Annotated in this window: 13 protein-coding genes and 1 other annotated feature; of the genes, 10 read left to right on the top strand and 3 right to left on the bottom strand. The window is 30.4% G+C overall.

Annotation, left to right across the window (positions count from 1 at the left end):
* Window positions 1-118: 118 nt before the first annotated feature.
* The 6 genes from KQI18_RS04815 to KQI18_RS04790 all read left to right on the top strand — a co-directional run bounded on the left by KQI18_RS04815 (window position 119) and on the right by KQI18_RS04790 (window position 8,998).
* Window positions 119-1,507 (top strand): [Fe-Fe] hydrogenase large subunit C-terminal domain-containing protein, encoded by a 1,389-nt coding sequence (locus tag KQI18_RS04815; protein WP_216466542.1) that lies wholly within the window; start codon window positions 119-121, stop codon window positions 1,505-1,507.
* Window positions 1,508-1,603: 96 nt separating this feature from the next.
* Window positions 1,604-2,431 carry a polysaccharide deacetylase family protein gene (locus tag KQI18_RS04810; RefSeq protein WP_216466541.1) on the top strand — a complete coding sequence of 276 codons (828 nt, stop codon included), beginning with the start codon at window positions 1,604-1,606 and terminating at the stop codon, window positions 2,429-2,431.
* A gap of 106 nt (window positions 2,432-2,537) precedes the next feature.
* Window positions 2,538-2,758, top strand: a binding site (T-box leader).
* Between the two features lie 73 nt (window positions 2,759-2,831).
* Window positions 2,832-5,498 carry a valine--tRNA ligase gene (locus KQI18_RS04805; RefSeq protein WP_216466540.1) on the top strand — a complete coding sequence of 889 codons (2,667 nt, stop codon included), beginning with the start codon at window positions 2,832-2,834 and terminating at the stop codon, window positions 5,496-5,498.
* 255 nt (window positions 5,499-5,753) lie between these two features.
* Window positions 5,754-6,461, top strand: a complete 708-nt coding sequence (locus KQI18_RS04800; RefSeq protein ID WP_216466539.1) for a LytR/AlgR family response regulator transcription factor — start codon at window positions 5,754-5,756, stop codon at window positions 6,459-6,461.
* 202 nt (window positions 6,462-6,663) lie between these two features.
* Window positions 6,664-7,683: a S8 family serine peptidase gene (locus tag KQI18_RS04795; RefSeq protein WP_216466538.1), complete on the top strand. Its 1,020-nt coding sequence runs from the start codon at window positions 6,664-6,666 to the stop codon at window positions 7,681-7,683.
* A 16-nt stretch (window positions 7,684-7,699) separates the two neighbouring features.
* Window positions 7,700-8,998, top strand: coding sequence for a bifunctional folylpolyglutamate synthase/dihydrofolate synthase (locus tag KQI18_RS04790; RefSeq protein ID WP_216466537.1), 1,299 nt, complete (start codon window positions 7,700-7,702; stop codon window positions 8,996-8,998).
* A 38-nt stretch (window positions 8,999-9,036) separates the two neighbouring features.
* Here the strand turns inward: KQI18_RS04790 and KQI18_RS04785 are convergent, their stop codons facing one another.
* The gene (locus KQI18_RS04785) at window positions 9,037-9,282 is read right to left on the bottom strand and encodes a TIGR03905 family TSCPD domain-containing protein (protein WP_216466536.1); all 246 of its coding nucleotides are present in this window, start codon (window positions 9,280-9,282) and stop codon (window positions 9,037-9,039) included.
* Between the two features lie 162 nt (window positions 9,283-9,444).
* Here KQI18_RS04785 and KQI18_RS04780 point away from each other — a divergent pair, with 162 nt between their 5' ends.
* Entirely contained in the window at window positions 9,445-10,311 is an 867-nt protein-coding gene (locus KQI18_RS04780; RefSeq protein WP_216466535.1) for a YncE family protein, read from the top strand.
* Here the strand turns inward: KQI18_RS04780 and KQI18_RS04775 are convergent.
* Window positions 10,295-10,849, bottom strand: a complete 555-nt coding sequence (locus KQI18_RS04775; RefSeq protein WP_216466534.1) for a DUF4364 family protein — start codon at window positions 10,847-10,849, stop codon at window positions 10,295-10,297. The two genes, KQI18_RS04780 and KQI18_RS04775, sit on opposite strands and share 17 nt — an antisense overlap.
* A gap of 154 nt (window positions 10,850-11,003) precedes the next feature.
* Window positions 11,004-11,228, bottom strand: coding sequence for an alpha/beta-type small acid-soluble spore protein (locus tag KQI18_RS04770; protein WP_027701095.1), 225 nt, complete (start codon window positions 11,226-11,228; stop codon window positions 11,004-11,006).
* Between the two features lie 343 nt (window positions 11,229-11,571).
* Between KQI18_RS04770 and KQI18_RS04765 the strand changes: the two genes are divergently transcribed.
* The 3 genes from KQI18_RS04765 to prdC all read left to right on the top strand — a co-directional run bounded on the left by KQI18_RS04765 (window position 11,572) and on the right by prdC (window position 15,932).
* Window positions 11,572-12,333 carry a polysaccharide deacetylase family protein gene (locus tag KQI18_RS04765; RefSeq protein WP_216466533.1) on the top strand — a complete coding sequence of 254 codons (762 nt, stop codon included), beginning with the start codon at window positions 11,572-11,574 and terminating at the stop codon, window positions 12,331-12,333.
* Window positions 12,334-12,543: 210 nt separating this feature from the next.
* The gene (gene prdR, locus KQI18_RS04760) at window positions 12,544-14,298 is read left to right on the top strand and encodes a sigma-54 dependent transcriptional regulator PrdR (protein WP_216466532.1); all 1,755 of its coding nucleotides are present in this window, start codon (window positions 12,544-12,546) and stop codon (window positions 14,296-14,298) included.
* Window positions 14,299-14,645: 347 nt separating this feature from the next.
* The gene (gene prdC, locus KQI18_RS04755; RefSeq protein ID WP_257431209.1) at window positions 14,646-15,932 is read left to right on the top strand and encodes a proline reductase-associated electron transfer protein PrdC; all 1,287 of its coding nucleotides are present in this window, start codon (window positions 14,646-14,648) and stop codon (window positions 15,930-15,932) included.
* The last annotated feature ends 18 nt before the right edge of the window (window positions 15,933-15,950 follow it).

Here is a 15,950-nt window from a genome sequence, read left to right as displayed (position 1 = left end):
TTAGAGTATTTCCGGAAATATTATACTTATATTGAGTATAAAACCAGGAAGTACTTTTTTATTTTTAATGATTTTATGACGAATTATATGGTTTCGCCAAATACTAAGGAGGACGATTATGAACAATATAGAAAGTGAAGTAAAAATACTAGACAAATACAAAATGTTGATTTTTAATGAACTAGTTAAGTCAATATGGTATGGTCAAACTGATGGGATAGACAATATACCAGATAGAATTTTAGATGAAGATATTTCATATCAAGAGAAATTTGATAAACAAACTGTTGTAAACCTTATTAGAGTAGTAATGGGTTTAGAAGTAGCAGAAGATTCCTCTAAAACAGTGAAAGATATTTTACAGGAAGCTAGAGATTTAGGTGAGGTTCAACAGCCTATAGTCTCTGTAATAAAAGATGCATGTAAATTCTGTGAAAATAACGGAAAAGACGAATCGTGTTCTGTTAGAGATAAACACATGAATGAAGAATCTTCATTAAGTGCATATGGAGATTGTATGTACTCATGTAAAATGGGAGCGATATCTGACAAGATACAGTTTATTCCTATGATAGATTTACTAAAGGATGATAGCAAGCCTGTTTATGCGATAGTTGCACCTGCATTTGTGGGTCAATTTGGAAAAGAGGTCACTCCAGGTAAATTAAGATCTGCATTTAAAAAAATGGGATTCAAAGATATGATTGAAGTTTCACTAGCAGCGGATATGTTGACGGCAAAAGAAGCATATGAATATCAACATCATATGGAAAACAAAGACCATGGATATTTTATAACTAGTTGCTGTTGTCCAATCTGGGTAAGTTTAATAGAACATAGTTTTCCGGAAATTTTAGAAAATGTTTCTCCATCTGTTTCGCCTATGGTAGCTTGTGGTAGAGCAATTAAATTTTTGGATCCAGATGCAAAAGTAGTTTTTGTCGGTCCTTGTATAGCAAAGAAAAAAGAAGCAACGTTGGATGATATAAAAGATGCGGTTGATTTCGTTTTAACATTCAAAGAATTAGAAGAAATATTTGATGCAATAAATATTAATCTTGAAGAGCTAGAAGATGATGAAAGATCTGAAGCTTCAACTGCAGGAAGAGTTTATGCAAGAACCGGTGGAGTGAGTAAAGCAGTTGAAATGTCAGTAAAAAAATTGGATAAAGATATACCGTTTATCTCTACTTCATTCGATGGGGCTAAAAATTGTAAAGAAGGAATGAAAAAAGTAATAAATAAAGAACTTGAAGCTACATTTATAGAAGGAATGGGTTGTGTAGGCGGTTGTGTAGGAGGTCCTAAGAGAATCTTAAGTGTTGAAGAGGGAACTCAAAATGTAAATGAATATGCTGAAGAGACACATATGAAGACACCATTTGACAATGTAAATGTACTACAGTTTTTAACATCTCTAGGTATAAAGAGATTAGAGTCATTAGGTGAAAAAGAGGAAGAGCAAGTTAAAAAAATATTCAGTAGAGATTTTGTTAGTAAAAATTAAAGAATTTGAGTTATAAACTTGGTGTATTTACAATAGAATATTAGAAAAGACATTGTTATAAAGTTTTAATGTATGTAATAGAGGGAGATTTGGGGGATGGATTTAAAAAACAAAAAAACAATAATTAGTTTGATTATTGGTTTAGCTGTTTTTATAGCTTTTATTGCAGTTAGAGCTGATATTAGAGAAAGTAAAGAAAGTGTACAGACTTCAGCAGTAAATGCAGATAAAAAAGAGTTAAGCCAATTTTTACAAAAGAAAACCCTTAGTGAAATTATACACGAAACTTCTCTAGAAGAAAATAAAGGACCAGGAGCCACTCCTAAAAAAGTGGCGTACATAACTATAGATGACGGTCCGAGTAAATACACTAATGTTTTATTGGATATACTAAAGGAGAACAATGTTAAGGCTACATTTTTTCTTATTGATAAAAACATGAAAAAATACGAATCTGAGGTTAAGAGGATAAAAAGCGAAGGAAGCAGTATAGGATTTCATAGTGTAACGCACGATGTAAAAAGTCTATACAAGAGTCCAAATGCTACATTAAATGAATTTGATACCTGTAAGGAAACTATGAAAAAAATAACAGGTCATACATCTAATTTAATAAGACTACCATATGGCAGTAAACCATATATGCCTGAAGGTTCTTACAAAAAGCTTGTTGCTAATAACTATTTGATCTGGGATTGGAATTTAGATACACAAGACTGGAAATCAAGTGAAGATCAGATTGTGAGTAATGTCATGTATTACGGTCGGGAAAGAGATGAACTTGTAGTTTTGATACATGAGAAAGAGCAGAGTGTAAAGGCTCTAACATCAATTATTAAAATTCTCAAAAAAAGGGATTACACCATACTTCCTATAACTGAAAATGAGAACCCAAAAAATTATTGGCTGGAAAATTTAAAATAATATTTAGCAAAACGATTTACTGAAAGCTTAGTATAATTTAGAAAATTCAGAAAATAATAAAAAAGTGATTGACAAATTAAAGAATAGTTGTATAATAGTAATTACATTAAATACTGTGAAGAAGAGGAGTAAGTAAAAACTGCTTTTAGAGAGGGATATTCACCGGCTGAAAGATATCCCAAGTAAAGATTTACTGAAGGTAGCTTCGGAGTTTCTAAGCTGAAGTAGTAGTAGGTTTAGACGGGTTGGACCGTTAAATTCTATAAAGAGTCAAAGTACTTATGTGCTTTGGAATTAAGGTGGTAACGCGAGCTTTTCGTCCTTTGTTGGACTTAAAGCTCTTTTTTATTACTTAAAAACAAATAAATATAAAAATTAATTTAAATAGGAGGTAGAATATATGAAAGAAATCAATATGGCAAAAACATATAATCCAAAAGAATTTGAATCTAGACTATATAAAACATGGATGGATAAAGGGTATTTTAAAAGTTCTCCAAGTCCAAATAAGAAGCCATTTACAATAGTTATGCCACCACCTAATATAACAGGGCAATTACACATGGGACATGCACTAGACAATACTTTACAAGATATACTTATAAGATGGAAACGTATGGATGGTTTTGAATCTCTGTGGATACCTGGTACTGATCACGCATCGATAGCGACTGAGGTTAAAGTAGTTGAGAGGATAAGAGAAGAAGAAGGAAAAAGTAAATACGAACTTGGAAGAGAAGAGTTTCTAAATAGAGCTTGGGACTGGAGAAATGAATTCGGCAGAAAGATCGTTAACCAACTTGAGCAACTTGGAAATTCATGTGACTGGGATAGAGAGAGATTCACAATGGATGAAGGGTGTAATGAAGCCGTTACAGAATTTTTTGTTAAACTTTATGATAAAGGTCAAATTTACAGAGGAAATAGAATAATTAACTGGTGTACAGATTGTAAGACGACTTTATCTGATGCAGAAGTTGAATATGAGGATAAAGATGGTAATTTTTATCATATAAAATATCAAATTAAAGATAGTGATGATTTTTTAGAAATAGCTACAACAAGACCAGAGACAATACTTGGAGACTCAGGAATAGCTGTAAATCCTGAAGACGATAGATATAAAAAATATATAGGAAAAATAGCTATTCTACCGCTTGTAGGAAGAGAATTAAAAATTGTCGCTGATGATTATGTTGATTTAGAGTTTGGTACAGGTGTAGTTAAGATGACGCCAGCTCATGACCCTAATGATTTTGAGGTTGGGCAAAGACATAATCTAGAGCAAATAAACGTAATGAATGAAGACGGAACTATGAATGAACTTTGTGGAAAGTACGAAGGCATGGATAGATTCGAATGCAGAAAAGCTATAATCAAAGATTTAGAAAATTCAGGATATTTAATAAAAATAAAAGAGCATGATCACAATGTAGGTACTTGCTACAGATGTCACACAGTAGTAGAACCAAGATTATCTGAACAATGGTTTGTTAAGATGGATGAGCTTGCTAAACCAGCAATAGAAATATTGAAAAATAAGGATTTACAATTTGTACCAGATAAATTTGATAAAACCTATCTACAATGGTTAGAAAACATAAGAGATTGGTGTATATCTCGTCAACTATGGTGGGGTCATCAAATACCGGCTTATTACTGTCAAGATTGTGGGGAAATTATGGTTGCTAATACAGCACCTGAAAAGTGTAGTAAGTGTGGTAGCACTGATATTAAACGAGATGAAGATGTACTTGATACTTGGTTTAGTTCAGCACTTTGGCCATTTTCAACACTAGGATGGCCAAATAAAACAGAAGAATTAGATTACTATTATCCAACAAGTGTATTAGTAACTGGATACGATATAATCTTCTTCTGGGTAGTAAGAATGGCTTTTGCTGGAATGTTTTGTATGGATAAAAAACCTTTTGATCATGTATTAGTTCATGGGCTTGTAAGAGATTCACAAGGTAGAAAAATGAGCAAATCTCTTGGGAATGGTATAAATCCACTTGATATAATCGACGAATTTGGTGCAGATGCATTAAGATACACCTTAATAACTGGAAATTCCCCGGGAAATGATATGAGATTCTACATGGAAAGAGTAGAGTATGCTAGAAATTTTGCAAATAAATTATGGAATGCGTCTAGATTTGTATTTATGAATATTGAAGGCGACGAATATAAAAATATAAGTAGAGAAGATGTAAAAGGCAATTTGACTCTAGGGGATAAATGGATAATATCAAGAGTAAATAACTTAGTAAAAGAAGCTACATTAAATATGGATAAATTTGATTTAGGAATAGCTTTACAGAAAATATCTGACTTTACTTGGTCAGAGTACTGTGACTGGTATATTGAGATTGTAAAACCTAGATTATACGGAGATGATGTAGAAGCTAAAAAATCGGCTCTTTACACATTAACTTATGTACTGGAGAAAATACTTAAGTTACTTCATCCTTTTATGCCATTTATTACTGAGGAAATATACACACATATACCAAGAACTGAAGGCTTTATCATAGTGGCAGATTGGCCTAAATTCACTGAAGAAGACTGTATGGCTGATGAAGAACAAATGATGGAAACTATAATGAGTGGAATTAGAAGTATAAGAAATGTTAGATCTGAAATGAATGTTCCTCCTTCTAAAAAAGCAAAAGTTATTATAGTACCGAATGATGGGTCAAAAGAAGCCTTTGAATTAGGGAAGAACTATTTCATGACATTAGCGTCTGCTTCAAAAGTAGAAATAACAGGAGAAAAATCTCAAATACCAGAAGATGCTGTAAGTATAGTTAATGATGGAGGAGAGATGTTTATCCCTCTTGCAGAGCTAGTAGACTTTGAAAAGGAAATCGAAAGACTTTCTAAAGAAAAAGGCAATATAGAAAAAGAAATAAAAAGGGTTAATGGTAAACTTTCAAATCAAGGTTTCTTATCAAAAGCACCTCAAAGTTTAGTTGATGAAGAGAAATCAAAAAAGGAAAAATTTGAGGAAATGCTAAAATCTGTAGAAGATAGACTTAATAATTTACAAGATAAAATTAAATAGATTTTTTAATCATAACATTTTATAAAAGACAAAATTTGAGGCTAACTCAGAAGTAATTATATATACTTTTGAGTCTGCCTCTTTCAATTTTTTGCAAAGCTAAAACTTATACTCCAGAAATTATACATAGTCAGATTATATTGAAATAAACACATATAATGAGTGATATAATTGTAAATATGTGTTAAAATCAATGTAAATAGAAGTTATCATATTGATTGAAGTATAAGTAATTAACAATTGGGGTGATTAATTATGTTAACAGTTTTAATATGTGATGATGAAGTCGTAGCGAGAAGGGTCGCAAGAGATCAAACTGAAAGTGTCCTCAAGGAAAGAGATCTCAAATACGAAATCATTGAATTCGCTTCAGGAGAGGAATTAATAGATAATTATCCCAAAGACGCTGATTTTGTATTATTAGATATTCAAATGGATAAAATGAACGGCATTGAAACTGCAAAAGAGATTAGAAAATTTGACAAAAAAGTAGAAATTATTTTTATGACTGCTACTGCTGATTATGCTAGATATGGATACGAAGTCAATGCTTACAGATATTTGATGAAGTGTCAAAGTAACGATGAGTTTAGGGACAACTTAAACCCATGTATTGACATGTTGCTGGAGAGAAAAGACGAGTATTTACTTCTAAACGGTAAAAAAGAGTCAATAAAAATATTTGTAGATGATATTCTGTTTATTGAAACTGACAGGAGAGATGTTATAATTCATACTGAATATCGAGATTATAGGCATAATATGAGTATGAAACAGATAGAGAGAATGTTAAATCAAAAGAAGTTCTATCGATGCCATACGAGTTATATTGTCAATTTAGTAAAAGTTGATATAATCGAGAACAATACGATCACATTAGGAGATAATTTAATTCCAATTAGTAAACACAGATCAAAGGATTTAAAGATTAAGTTAGCATCTGCATTAGGAGCTACATTGTAGGAAATATAGCTAAAAAGTTTAGCATATCCTAATTTATATTAAGAGTGTGTTTGATTTATATGTATATTTTATTCTTTGTTGAAAATTAAAGTTAGAAAATAGTGCTAATTTTTCGTGCAAAAATAGTGTTTTTTAGCGAGATTTAAAAGTTTGAATAGGTATAGATCAATGGAAAAATCTTAATAATGGGGTGTCTATTCATATGAATAATAACGTAAAAGTAGCAATTTTAGATACAGGTATTTATAGATATCATGATTATTTAAAAGATAGTAAGATTTCTGGTATAAGTTATGAGTGTATTCATAACTATATATTTGAAACTGACAACTACGTAGATGATAATAGTCATGGAACGGCATGTGCATCTATAATAAAGAAAGAATACAACAACGTAGAAGTAATGTCAGTAAAAGTTTTAAATAAATTCGGAGATTCAAATTTAGATATTATTGAAGAAGGACTACATTTTATATTAGATAGTGATATTAGATTAGTTCTAATGAATATTTCAGTAAATGACAGAATAGACATAAAAAGACTTAATGATATATGCTGGAAACTTTATGAAAATGGTAAAATTATAATATGTCCTACAGATAATACAAAAAGTGACAGTTTTCCAGCTATATTTTCAAATGTTATCGGTGTAAAAGGTAGCATATTAAATGAAGAAGATATTTTTTGGTATAATGAAAAGGCAAAGGTACAATGTATCATTGATTTTAGTCCCAGGATGGTGTGTAATATAGATAATACATATAATTTATCCGATAGTAGTAATAGCTATGCAGCAGCAAAACTAACAGGGATAATAGCTAAAATATTGAGTAATGATCCGATGATGTCATTTAAGAGTTTAAACAAAAAGCTTGAAATTATGTCGAAAAGAAATAGATGGTTAAATAAAGATTTAAAAGAAGTCCATAGATATCCGGACTTTAAAGTTGGGATATACGGCATTGATAATCAACTATTTCTGGATGTAGTAGATATTATCAAAGAGTTTTTAAAAATACCTAAAAAGGATAATTTTATATATGAGTGTAGTTTATTTAATAAATATATTGGTCTAAATAGAATGAATAGTTATTGTTTATTGAGAAGATTAGAAGAGTATTTTGGTATAAATTTTGATTTTATGAGTATAAAGAGACACGATTTAGTGTCAATATATACTGTGACAGAACTTGTTGAAAGACATTTAAAAGTTAAGCAATAACATTGGAGGATATAAAATGAATTACGAAGAAGCATTACAGTATATTTCAAACACCAATAGATTCGGTATAAAATTAGGATTAGAAACTGTCACAAGATTGTTAGAGTTATTGGGTAACCCTCAAGAAAATTTAAATATAATACATGTTGCTGGAACGAATGGAAAAGGATCTGTCTGCTCATTTATATCAAATATATTAATCGATGCAGGCTACAGCGTTGGCCTTTACACATCACCTTATTTAGAAAATTTTACAGAAAGAATAAGAGTAGATCAAAATGAGATACCTAAAGAAGAAGTAGCGAATATAGTTAACATTATTGATAAAAAAATTTCAATAATGTTAAAAGAAGGATATTCAAATCCTACTGAATTTGAAATAGTAACAGCTATGGCATTATACTATTATAATTTATGCAATGTAGATTATGTTGTACTAGAGGTTGGTCTTGGAGGAAGATATGACGCAACTAATGTTATAAAAGAATCATTAGTTAGTGTAATTACATCAATAAGTCTAGATCATATTGGAGTTCTAGGTGATACAATTTCTAAAATAGCTTATGAAAAAGCTGGTATTATCAAGAATAGCGGTACAGTTGTGGTTTATAAGCAAGAGTATGAAGCAGAAGAAGTAATTAGAGAAATCTGTAGGAAAAAAGATGCAAAATATATAGGTGTTGATTTTGATTCTATAGAAATAGTGAGATCAGATATAAATACTCAGGTATTTAATTATACTAGTTCAACTTATGAATATAAAAATCTTGAGATGAAGCTTATTGGTGAACATCAGATAAAAAATGCTATACTTGCTATAAATGTTATAGAATATTTAAATATACATAAAAAAATAAATGTAAATATAGAGAATATAAAAACAGGATTACTCGATACTAAATGGCCAGGAAGGATTGAGATAATAAAAGAGGCCCCACTTTTTATAATAGATGGTGCTCATAATTTGGATGGTGCTAAATCTTTAGCTAAAGTATTAGAAAAAAATTTCTCGGATAAAAAAGAAACTCTTATAATAGGTATGCTTAAAGATAAAGAAATCGATAGTGTATTAGAAGTGCTAACTCCATACTTTAACAAGGTTATAGTAACTTATCCTATAAGTGACAGATCTATGGAAGTAGATGATTTAAAAATTAAAATTTCGAACTATATAGAAGATGTAGTAGCAATAAAAGATATAAATGATGCAGTTAATCTTGCTCTTAAAAATGCAAATAAAGATGATGTTATAATTGCAGCTGGATCTCTATATATGATAGGGGCAATTAGAACTATAGTAAAAAATATAGAATAAAAATTTAACTTATAGATGAGAAAACAGTCACTTTTATTTTAAAGTGACTGTTTTATTGCTTTAGATAGTTGATCAGGACATGAAGTAGATTTACCACCACATTGTATTCCTTCAAGTTTAGAAGCAACATCATTTGCATCTTGTCCAATTATTAGACTTCTAAGACCCGATAAATTACCGTTACATCCGCCAATAAATTCAGCGCTTGTAATCTTATTGTTGTCATCAACTTCAAATTTCATTTCTCTACAGCATACGCCAGATGGTTTATAAACTATTTTCATCAATAATGTCTCCAATTCTATGATATTTTTATATATTGATATTAACATGATAACAACTTAATTATAATATTGCAACTTTAAATAATTGATAACATAATTGCTATTAACATCATATTTATTTAAGTATGGATATAATTTAGGGGTTGTGAGAGGAGGCTTAACTTGAAAATATACATTTCTAATTATTTGTCACAGAGCATAAGTGTAATAGACAGAAGAACACTAGAATTAGAAAGAGAGATTCTCCTTGATGAAAATATATATCCTCACCATTTTTGCATTGATAAAGATAAAAACTTAATTTATGTACCAAGTTTAATAGATGGAGTACTTTATGTCTTAGATTTATCGAATGGAAATGTGGTTGAGAGTGCATCTATCGGAGGAAGTTTAAATCAAATTATACTTAACGATAACGATATATTTGTTTCAAACGGAGATACTGATAGTATTTATGTTCTAAACAGGTCTACGCTCGAACCTGTAGCAGTAATAAAGGTTGGTGAGATGCCACATGGATTTGATTTTAGTGTGAAGGATAAAAAGTTATATGTTCCATCTAACGACTCTATTGCATGTATAGATGTTGTTGAAAAATCTGTAGAAAAAAGCGTTACGGTCGAGTATAAATTATGGCATTTGAGATTAGATAATTTAAAAGGTGATATTTACGTACCAACACTTGATGGAAAAGTTGTTATATTAGATAAAGAAGACTTAAAAATTAAAGAAATTATGAATGATTTTCTTTTGCCAGTAGAGGTTAGATTTAATTACAGTAAGAAAAAAATATATATAACAGATTTAGGCTATGGGTGTGTAAAAATATTTGATTACGAGACTAGAGAACAAATAGATGATATTGGAGTAAATGGGGTTCCTCAGGGACTCGCAATACCAGAAGATGAAGAAATACTTCTAGTATCTGATACTGACAGAAGTTGTATTAAGGTATATGAAACTTGTAACCATAGCTTGTTAAAGATTATAAAAGTAGGCAAAGAGCCTACAGCTATATTGTGTCTGTAGGCTCTTTTGTATCGCGAACAAGTAATTCTATTACTTGAGCGTACATGTATGAAGCATTATTCTTCCAATTGTTACAAATTAGATTTGCCTGTTTCTCTGATGAAACGTTTAAGTTTAAATCTATTAAATTCGATTGATTTTCTATAACTCTTAGATTAACGATAAATTCATTATCACTTTGCTTTACGTAACTAGTTTTTACTTGAGTCTCATTAAGAAGACTTTCTCCATTTACTTCTATATAGTGATCGACTTTTTCAGTTACGTTTTCTGGTATCCTCGTACAAAAACATTCAAGAGTTTCTAGACCTTTTTGTGTAAGAGTATAGTATTCTCGATTGTTTTTTTTATGGATCTTCAAAAGTTTTGAGTCCATCAATTGGGATAGCATTTGTTGTAGTGAAAAATAATTTATCATTTCCGTCTCGAGAACAACTTGTGTTATTTGAGAGTTAGTTAAATCAGCTTTAATTTTTTCTAATATATATAATACTAAAAGTTTATGGTATGCTAATTCCTCAGATGAGTTTTCAAACATACTTATCATCCTCCAAAACTATTTTACAATCTACTAATATATTAAACTAAAAAGTGAAAAATTGAAAGTACAATTTAATGATAACATAATGTTTATTAAGATAAAAAAATAGGGTACCAAAAAGGTACCCTATTTTTCCTGGATGTCAAAATTACTATTTATTCCAGTTATTTTCAGCCAATTGTTTTTCGCCCATTTCAACTAATCTCTTAGTCATATATCCACCAACATATCCATTTACTCTAGATGGTAGATTACCTTTATCTATATTATCATAGTTAGATAAACCTAATTCATTAGCTATTTCCAATTTCATTTGGTTTAATGCAGCTTTGGCCTCTGGTACAACTGTTCTGTTGTTTGAACTTGAATTTGTCATAGTAATTATCCTCCTCATATTATGTCAACAACACTTTTATAAAAGAGATACCAAACTTGTAAACGATGTTGTTTGGATGCATGCTATCCAAGAACATACTTTTTACGAATTGCTTGATAAGTTTTTTATCAATGTGATGTTAATAGTAATTTGTCCAAATAAAACACATTATATACTGAGAAAAATAGGAAATAATGTAAAAAAAATTAAAAAATAAAGTTTTAATGCCGATATTGTTTATTAATTAAATGTTAAAAAAATAGGTTGAATGAATTAACAGTAATTTTTTGTGCTTTTTAAAAATAAGTTTTAATATATGGTTAAAATTTAATGGAGGGATGATATGAGATCAAATTTTAGAAGGACTAAAGTATTGATAAGTTGTATGATTTATTTTTGTATAGCTATTGGATTAGTTTTTTCTTTTTCTTATGGCATAAAGTACTTTAGTGATGTAAATGATAACTCTAAAATGGCGATTTATAGAGTAGATACTGATGATAAAAAAATTGCAATTACTTTTGATGTCGCCTGGAGTGCTGATAATATAGATAAAATTTTGCAGATACTGGATAAACATAATGTAAAAGCTACATTTTTTTTAGTAGGTAGTTGGATAGATGACAATAAAGAAAGTGTAAAAAAAATATATGATGATGGTCATGAGATAGGTAGTCATTCTAATACTCATGCTAATTTTAAAGAGATATCGAAAGAGGATATTGTAAATGAATTGGATACTACACGTAACAAAATAAAAGAAGCAACCGGTGCCGATACGATGTTATTTAGACCTCCATATGGTGATACTGATAATAAATCATTAAAAATATGCGAAGAGCTTGGTTACAAAGTAGTAAAATGGGATTTAGATTCTACCGATTGGAAAGAAATAGGTGCTAATCATGTTATAGAGAGAGTTGTTAAAGATGTGAGACCTGGATCTATTGTACTATTCCATGCAGATGTAGATAATGTAGAAAACTATCTAGACACTATTCTTACATCGCTTGAAAAGGATAGATATAAAATGGATAAAGTATCGAATATCATATATAAGGAGAAATATACAATAAATTCCAAAGGAGAGCAAAAACAAAAATAAAAATTAAAAGAATAATGTTGGGGAAAAGATGGAACTCTAAGAAAGAAGTTTTAGTTAGATGTTTATGCTTTTCTCCCTTTTTTTTGTAATCCTTTTTTTAATTATTTAAATTAAGATTTATAAAAAAGTTGTATGCCTGATCTATTTTTAATCAATTTATTTTAGATTGTGTTAAAATTAAAGTATACATCAATCAGAGGGAGGGAAGTCATGTTTTCTATTCCAGAAGTAAAAAAGGTTGAAGAAGTTATGGATTTGGAAATAGCTTTTGTAAATGCCAATTCGTCCATACAAGAAGTAATAAATGAAATGATAAGGACAAATAAAAAAACTTTGATAGTTCTAGGCGAAAACAAAAAACTAAAGGGAATTATATCTATGACAGATATACATCATCTTGATAACCGTGAAGAGAGTAAGAGTAAAACAGTTGATCAGGTTATGAAAAAAAATGTGATTACTGTAAAAAAAGGAATAAATCTAGATGAGTGTAGAGATCTTATGATAGAAAAAAAAATAGGTATATTGCCTGTTATGGAAGACAACACTATTGTAGGTGTACTTACTCAGGAACATATTAGAGACTACCTGTATATGCATTTAGAGGATTATGGTATAACGCTAAAGTATATTATAGGTGAAATAAAAGAGGGTATCTGCGCAATAAATAAGGAAGGCGTAGTAATCTTATGGAATAAATTTATGGAAGATCGCTATGATATAAAATCAGAAGAGTTAGTTGGACGTCCAATGAGTGATTTTCTTGAAGGAACTGTCTCTGAAAAAGTGTTAAATACTAAAAAAAGCATGAGTGATGTTTATTACACATATAAAAAGAAGGGAATGCACGGTCTTGTGCATGCAAAACCCATTTTTTACAAGGATGAATTTATAGGAGTTGTTTGTACTGAGGTAGATGTAACCGAAGCAAAAAATTTATCTATAGAATTAGAGCAGACTCACGATAAGTTAAAATATCTACAGGATGAGGTTAAAAACTTATCAAAAGGTAGTTTTGACAATATACTGGGAAAGAGTTACAAGCTTGAAAAAGCTAAATCTATAGCAAAACAAGTTGCGAAAACAAATAGTAGCATATTTATATGTGGTGAAAGTGGAACTGGAAAAGAAGTATTCTCTAGAGCCATACATGAATATAGCAATAGAAAAGGGCAATTTATTCCGGTTAACTGTAGTGCTATACCAAATGAACTTTTTGAAAGTGAATTTTTTGGATATGAATCAGGAGCATTTACTGGCGCGAGCAAAAAAGGTAAGTCAGGAATCTTTGAACTAGCTAAAGACGGAACAGTATTTTTAGATGAAATAGCAGATTTACCTTTAAATATGCAGGCTAAACTTTTAAGAGTTCTACAAGAAAAAGAAATAAGAAGAATTGGCGGAGATACAACTATAAAAATTAATGTAAGAGTAATTTCAGCCACTAACAAAGATCTAGAAGCAATGGTAAAAGAAGAAAAGTTTAGAGAAGATTTATACTATAGATTAAATGTAGTTGAAATAAATATTCCTCCTTTAAGAGAACGTAAAGAGGATATCGGTTTACTGGTACACAGTTTTTTAGAAGAAATTTGCGCTCTGAATAATAAACCGTTATTAAATATTACTAAAGAAGCGTTACAAGTACTTCAAACTTGTAGATGGAAAGGAAATATTAGAGAACTTAGGAATACTATAGAGAATATAGTAGTTCTTTCTAACTCAGATACTATTAATGTTGATGACCTACCTAGTTATTTAGTAGAACAAACTAAACAGCCTACTATAGAAGAAAACTATCCAATGGATCTAACTAAAGCTACGCAGCAACTAGAAATAAAAAATATAAAAAAAGCTTTGGAAATGGCTGAAGGCAATAAAGCTAAGGCTTCAAAAATACTGAATATTCCAAGGACTACACTGTATTATAAGATGGAACAATACGATATAAAATACCAAAAATAAAAATGTCGAATAATCGACGTATGACTAATTATTGACGAATTTAGAAAATAAATTAACGATCTAGTAAATTCATGGCTTTGACGATTTTTTATCAATTAATTTAGTAATTTACACAACAAAAGCGTCTAAAATTCGACATAATTTTCATGGAAACATTTGAATAACTAACAATTTAATTTGTTAAATTCGAGATAAATTAAAAAAATAAAAAGTTTTAGATATAGCAAATACCTTAATAAATGCTATAATGTAAAATATCACTATAGAAAATATCTTTAGTAAGAAAAGTTGGCATGTAAGTTGCTTAATATATTCTGTAGTGATAAATTTAGGAGGGGGTGATTACAATCGTACTTAGATTAGAACTAAGACAACACGTGGGAGCACCATGTAAACCAATCGTTGAAGTAGGACAAGAGGTTAAAAAAGGACAGCTTATCGCTGAACCAACAGGGCTTGGAGCCAATATTCACTCAAGTGTATACGGTAAAGTAGTTGAGATAACAGATGCTTCTATATTTATAGAGGCTGATGAAAATCAACCTGAAGAATTTGTAAAGATAAAAGATACGGACACTTACCTAGAAGCTATACAAGAAGCTGGTGTAGTTGGAGCTGGTGGAGCAGGTTTTCCTACTCATGTTAAATTAAAAGGTGAATTACCTGGTGGAGTAGTAATAGCAAATGCCGCTGAGTGTGAGCCAATCCTTGAGCATAATATGAAATTTATGGAGCAACATCCAGAAGTTATAGTAAAAGGCTTAAAATACATGCTAGAAATGACTAAAGCAGATAAAGCTTATATAGCTATAAAACAACATCACAAAGAGGCTGTTGTTGCTTTAGAAAACGCTTGTAAAAATGAGCCAAATGTAGAAGTTAAGTTTTTATCTAATATGTATCCAGCTGGTGATGAGAGAGTTATCATTAGAGAATTATTAGGTGTAGAATTAGTACCTGGACAATTGCCACTAGAGGCAAATGCTATAATATCAAACGTTGAGACTATAAAGAATATAGTTGCTGCAATTGAAGATAGAAGACCAGTTATTACTAAAGACTTAACAGTAGCAGGAAGAGTTAAAGGTGCAGAAAACAAAGGACACGTATTTTTAGATGTTCCAATAGGAATGCCTGTAAAATACTTTATCGAAGAAGCTGGTGGGTTTATTAAGCCATATGGGGAAATCGTTTTAGGTGGACCTTTTACTGGTAAACACGGTGAAGAGGATAGTCCTGTTGTTAAAACACTTGGAGGAATATTAGTTTCAATGCCATTCCCAACTACTAAGAAAAAGTTAGGAATAATTGCATGTGAATGTGGAGCACAAGAAGCAAGATTAGAAGAAATAGCTTCTATGATGGATGCTGAAATAGTTGCAGAAGCAAGATGTAAGAGAATGGTTGAAGTTAATGGAAGATATAGATGTGACTTGCCTGGAATCTGTCCAGGACAAGCTGAAACAGTTCTTAAGCTAAAAAGTCAAGGCGCTGAAGCTGTACTAGTAGCTAACTGTGAGGATTGAACTAACACAGTTATGCAAGTGGCACCTAGGTTAGGATTGCCAGTATACCATAGTACAGACCATACTTTAAGAGCGGCTGGACATAGACTATATAGAAGAAAAAAATAACAGAGGAGGTATTTTAAT

This window comes from Metaclostridioides mangenotii (assembly GCF_018917235.1).
GTDB lineage: Bacteria > Bacillota > Clostridia > Peptostreptococcales > Peptostreptococcaceae > Metaclostridioides.
The sequence above is the reverse complement of the archived record's forward strand: the minus strand, read 5'-3'. Positions and strand labels throughout refer to the sequence as shown.

Excerpts from the sequence above, each read along its gene's own strand:
- KQI18_RS04815 (WP_216466542.1), top strand. The coding sequence starts at position 119 with ATGAACAATATAGAAAGTGAAGTAAAAATACTAGACAAATACAAAATG.
- KQI18_RS04810 (WP_216466541.1), top strand. The coding sequence starts at position 1,604 with ATGGATTTAAAAAACAAAAAAACAATAATTAGTTTGATTATTGGTTTA.
- KQI18_RS04805 (WP_216466540.1), top strand. The coding sequence starts at position 2,832 with ATGAAAGAAATCAATATGGCAAAAACATATAATCCAAAAGAATTTGAA.
- KQI18_RS04800 (WP_216466539.1), top strand. The coding sequence starts at position 5,754 with ATGTTAACAGTTTTAATATGTGATGATGAAGTCGTAGCGAGAAGGGTC.
- KQI18_RS04795 (WP_216466538.1), top strand. The coding sequence starts at position 6,664 with ATGAATAATAACGTAAAAGTAGCAATTTTAGATACAGGTATTTATAGA.
- KQI18_RS04790 (WP_216466537.1), top strand. The coding sequence starts at position 7,700 with ATGAATTACGAAGAAGCATTACAGTATATTTCAAACACCAATAGATTC.
- KQI18_RS04785 (WP_216466536.1), bottom strand. The coding sequence starts at position 9,282 with ATGAAAATAGTTTATAAACCATCTGGCGTATGCTGTAGAGAAATGAAA.
- KQI18_RS04775 (WP_216466534.1), bottom strand. The coding sequence starts at position 10,849 with ATGTTTGAAAACTCATCTGAGGAATTAGCATACCATAAACTTTTAGTA.
- KQI18_RS04770 (WP_027701095.1), bottom strand. The coding sequence starts at position 11,228 with ATGACAAATTCAAGTTCAAACAACAGAACAGTTGTACCAGAGGCCAAA.
- KQI18_RS04765 (WP_216466533.1), top strand. The coding sequence starts at position 11,572 with ATGAGATCAAATTTTAGAAGGACTAAAGTATTGATAAGTTGTATGATT.
- prdR (WP_216466532.1), top strand. The coding sequence starts at position 12,544 with ATGTTTTCTATTCCAGAAGTAAAAAAGGTTGAAGAAGTTATGGATTTG.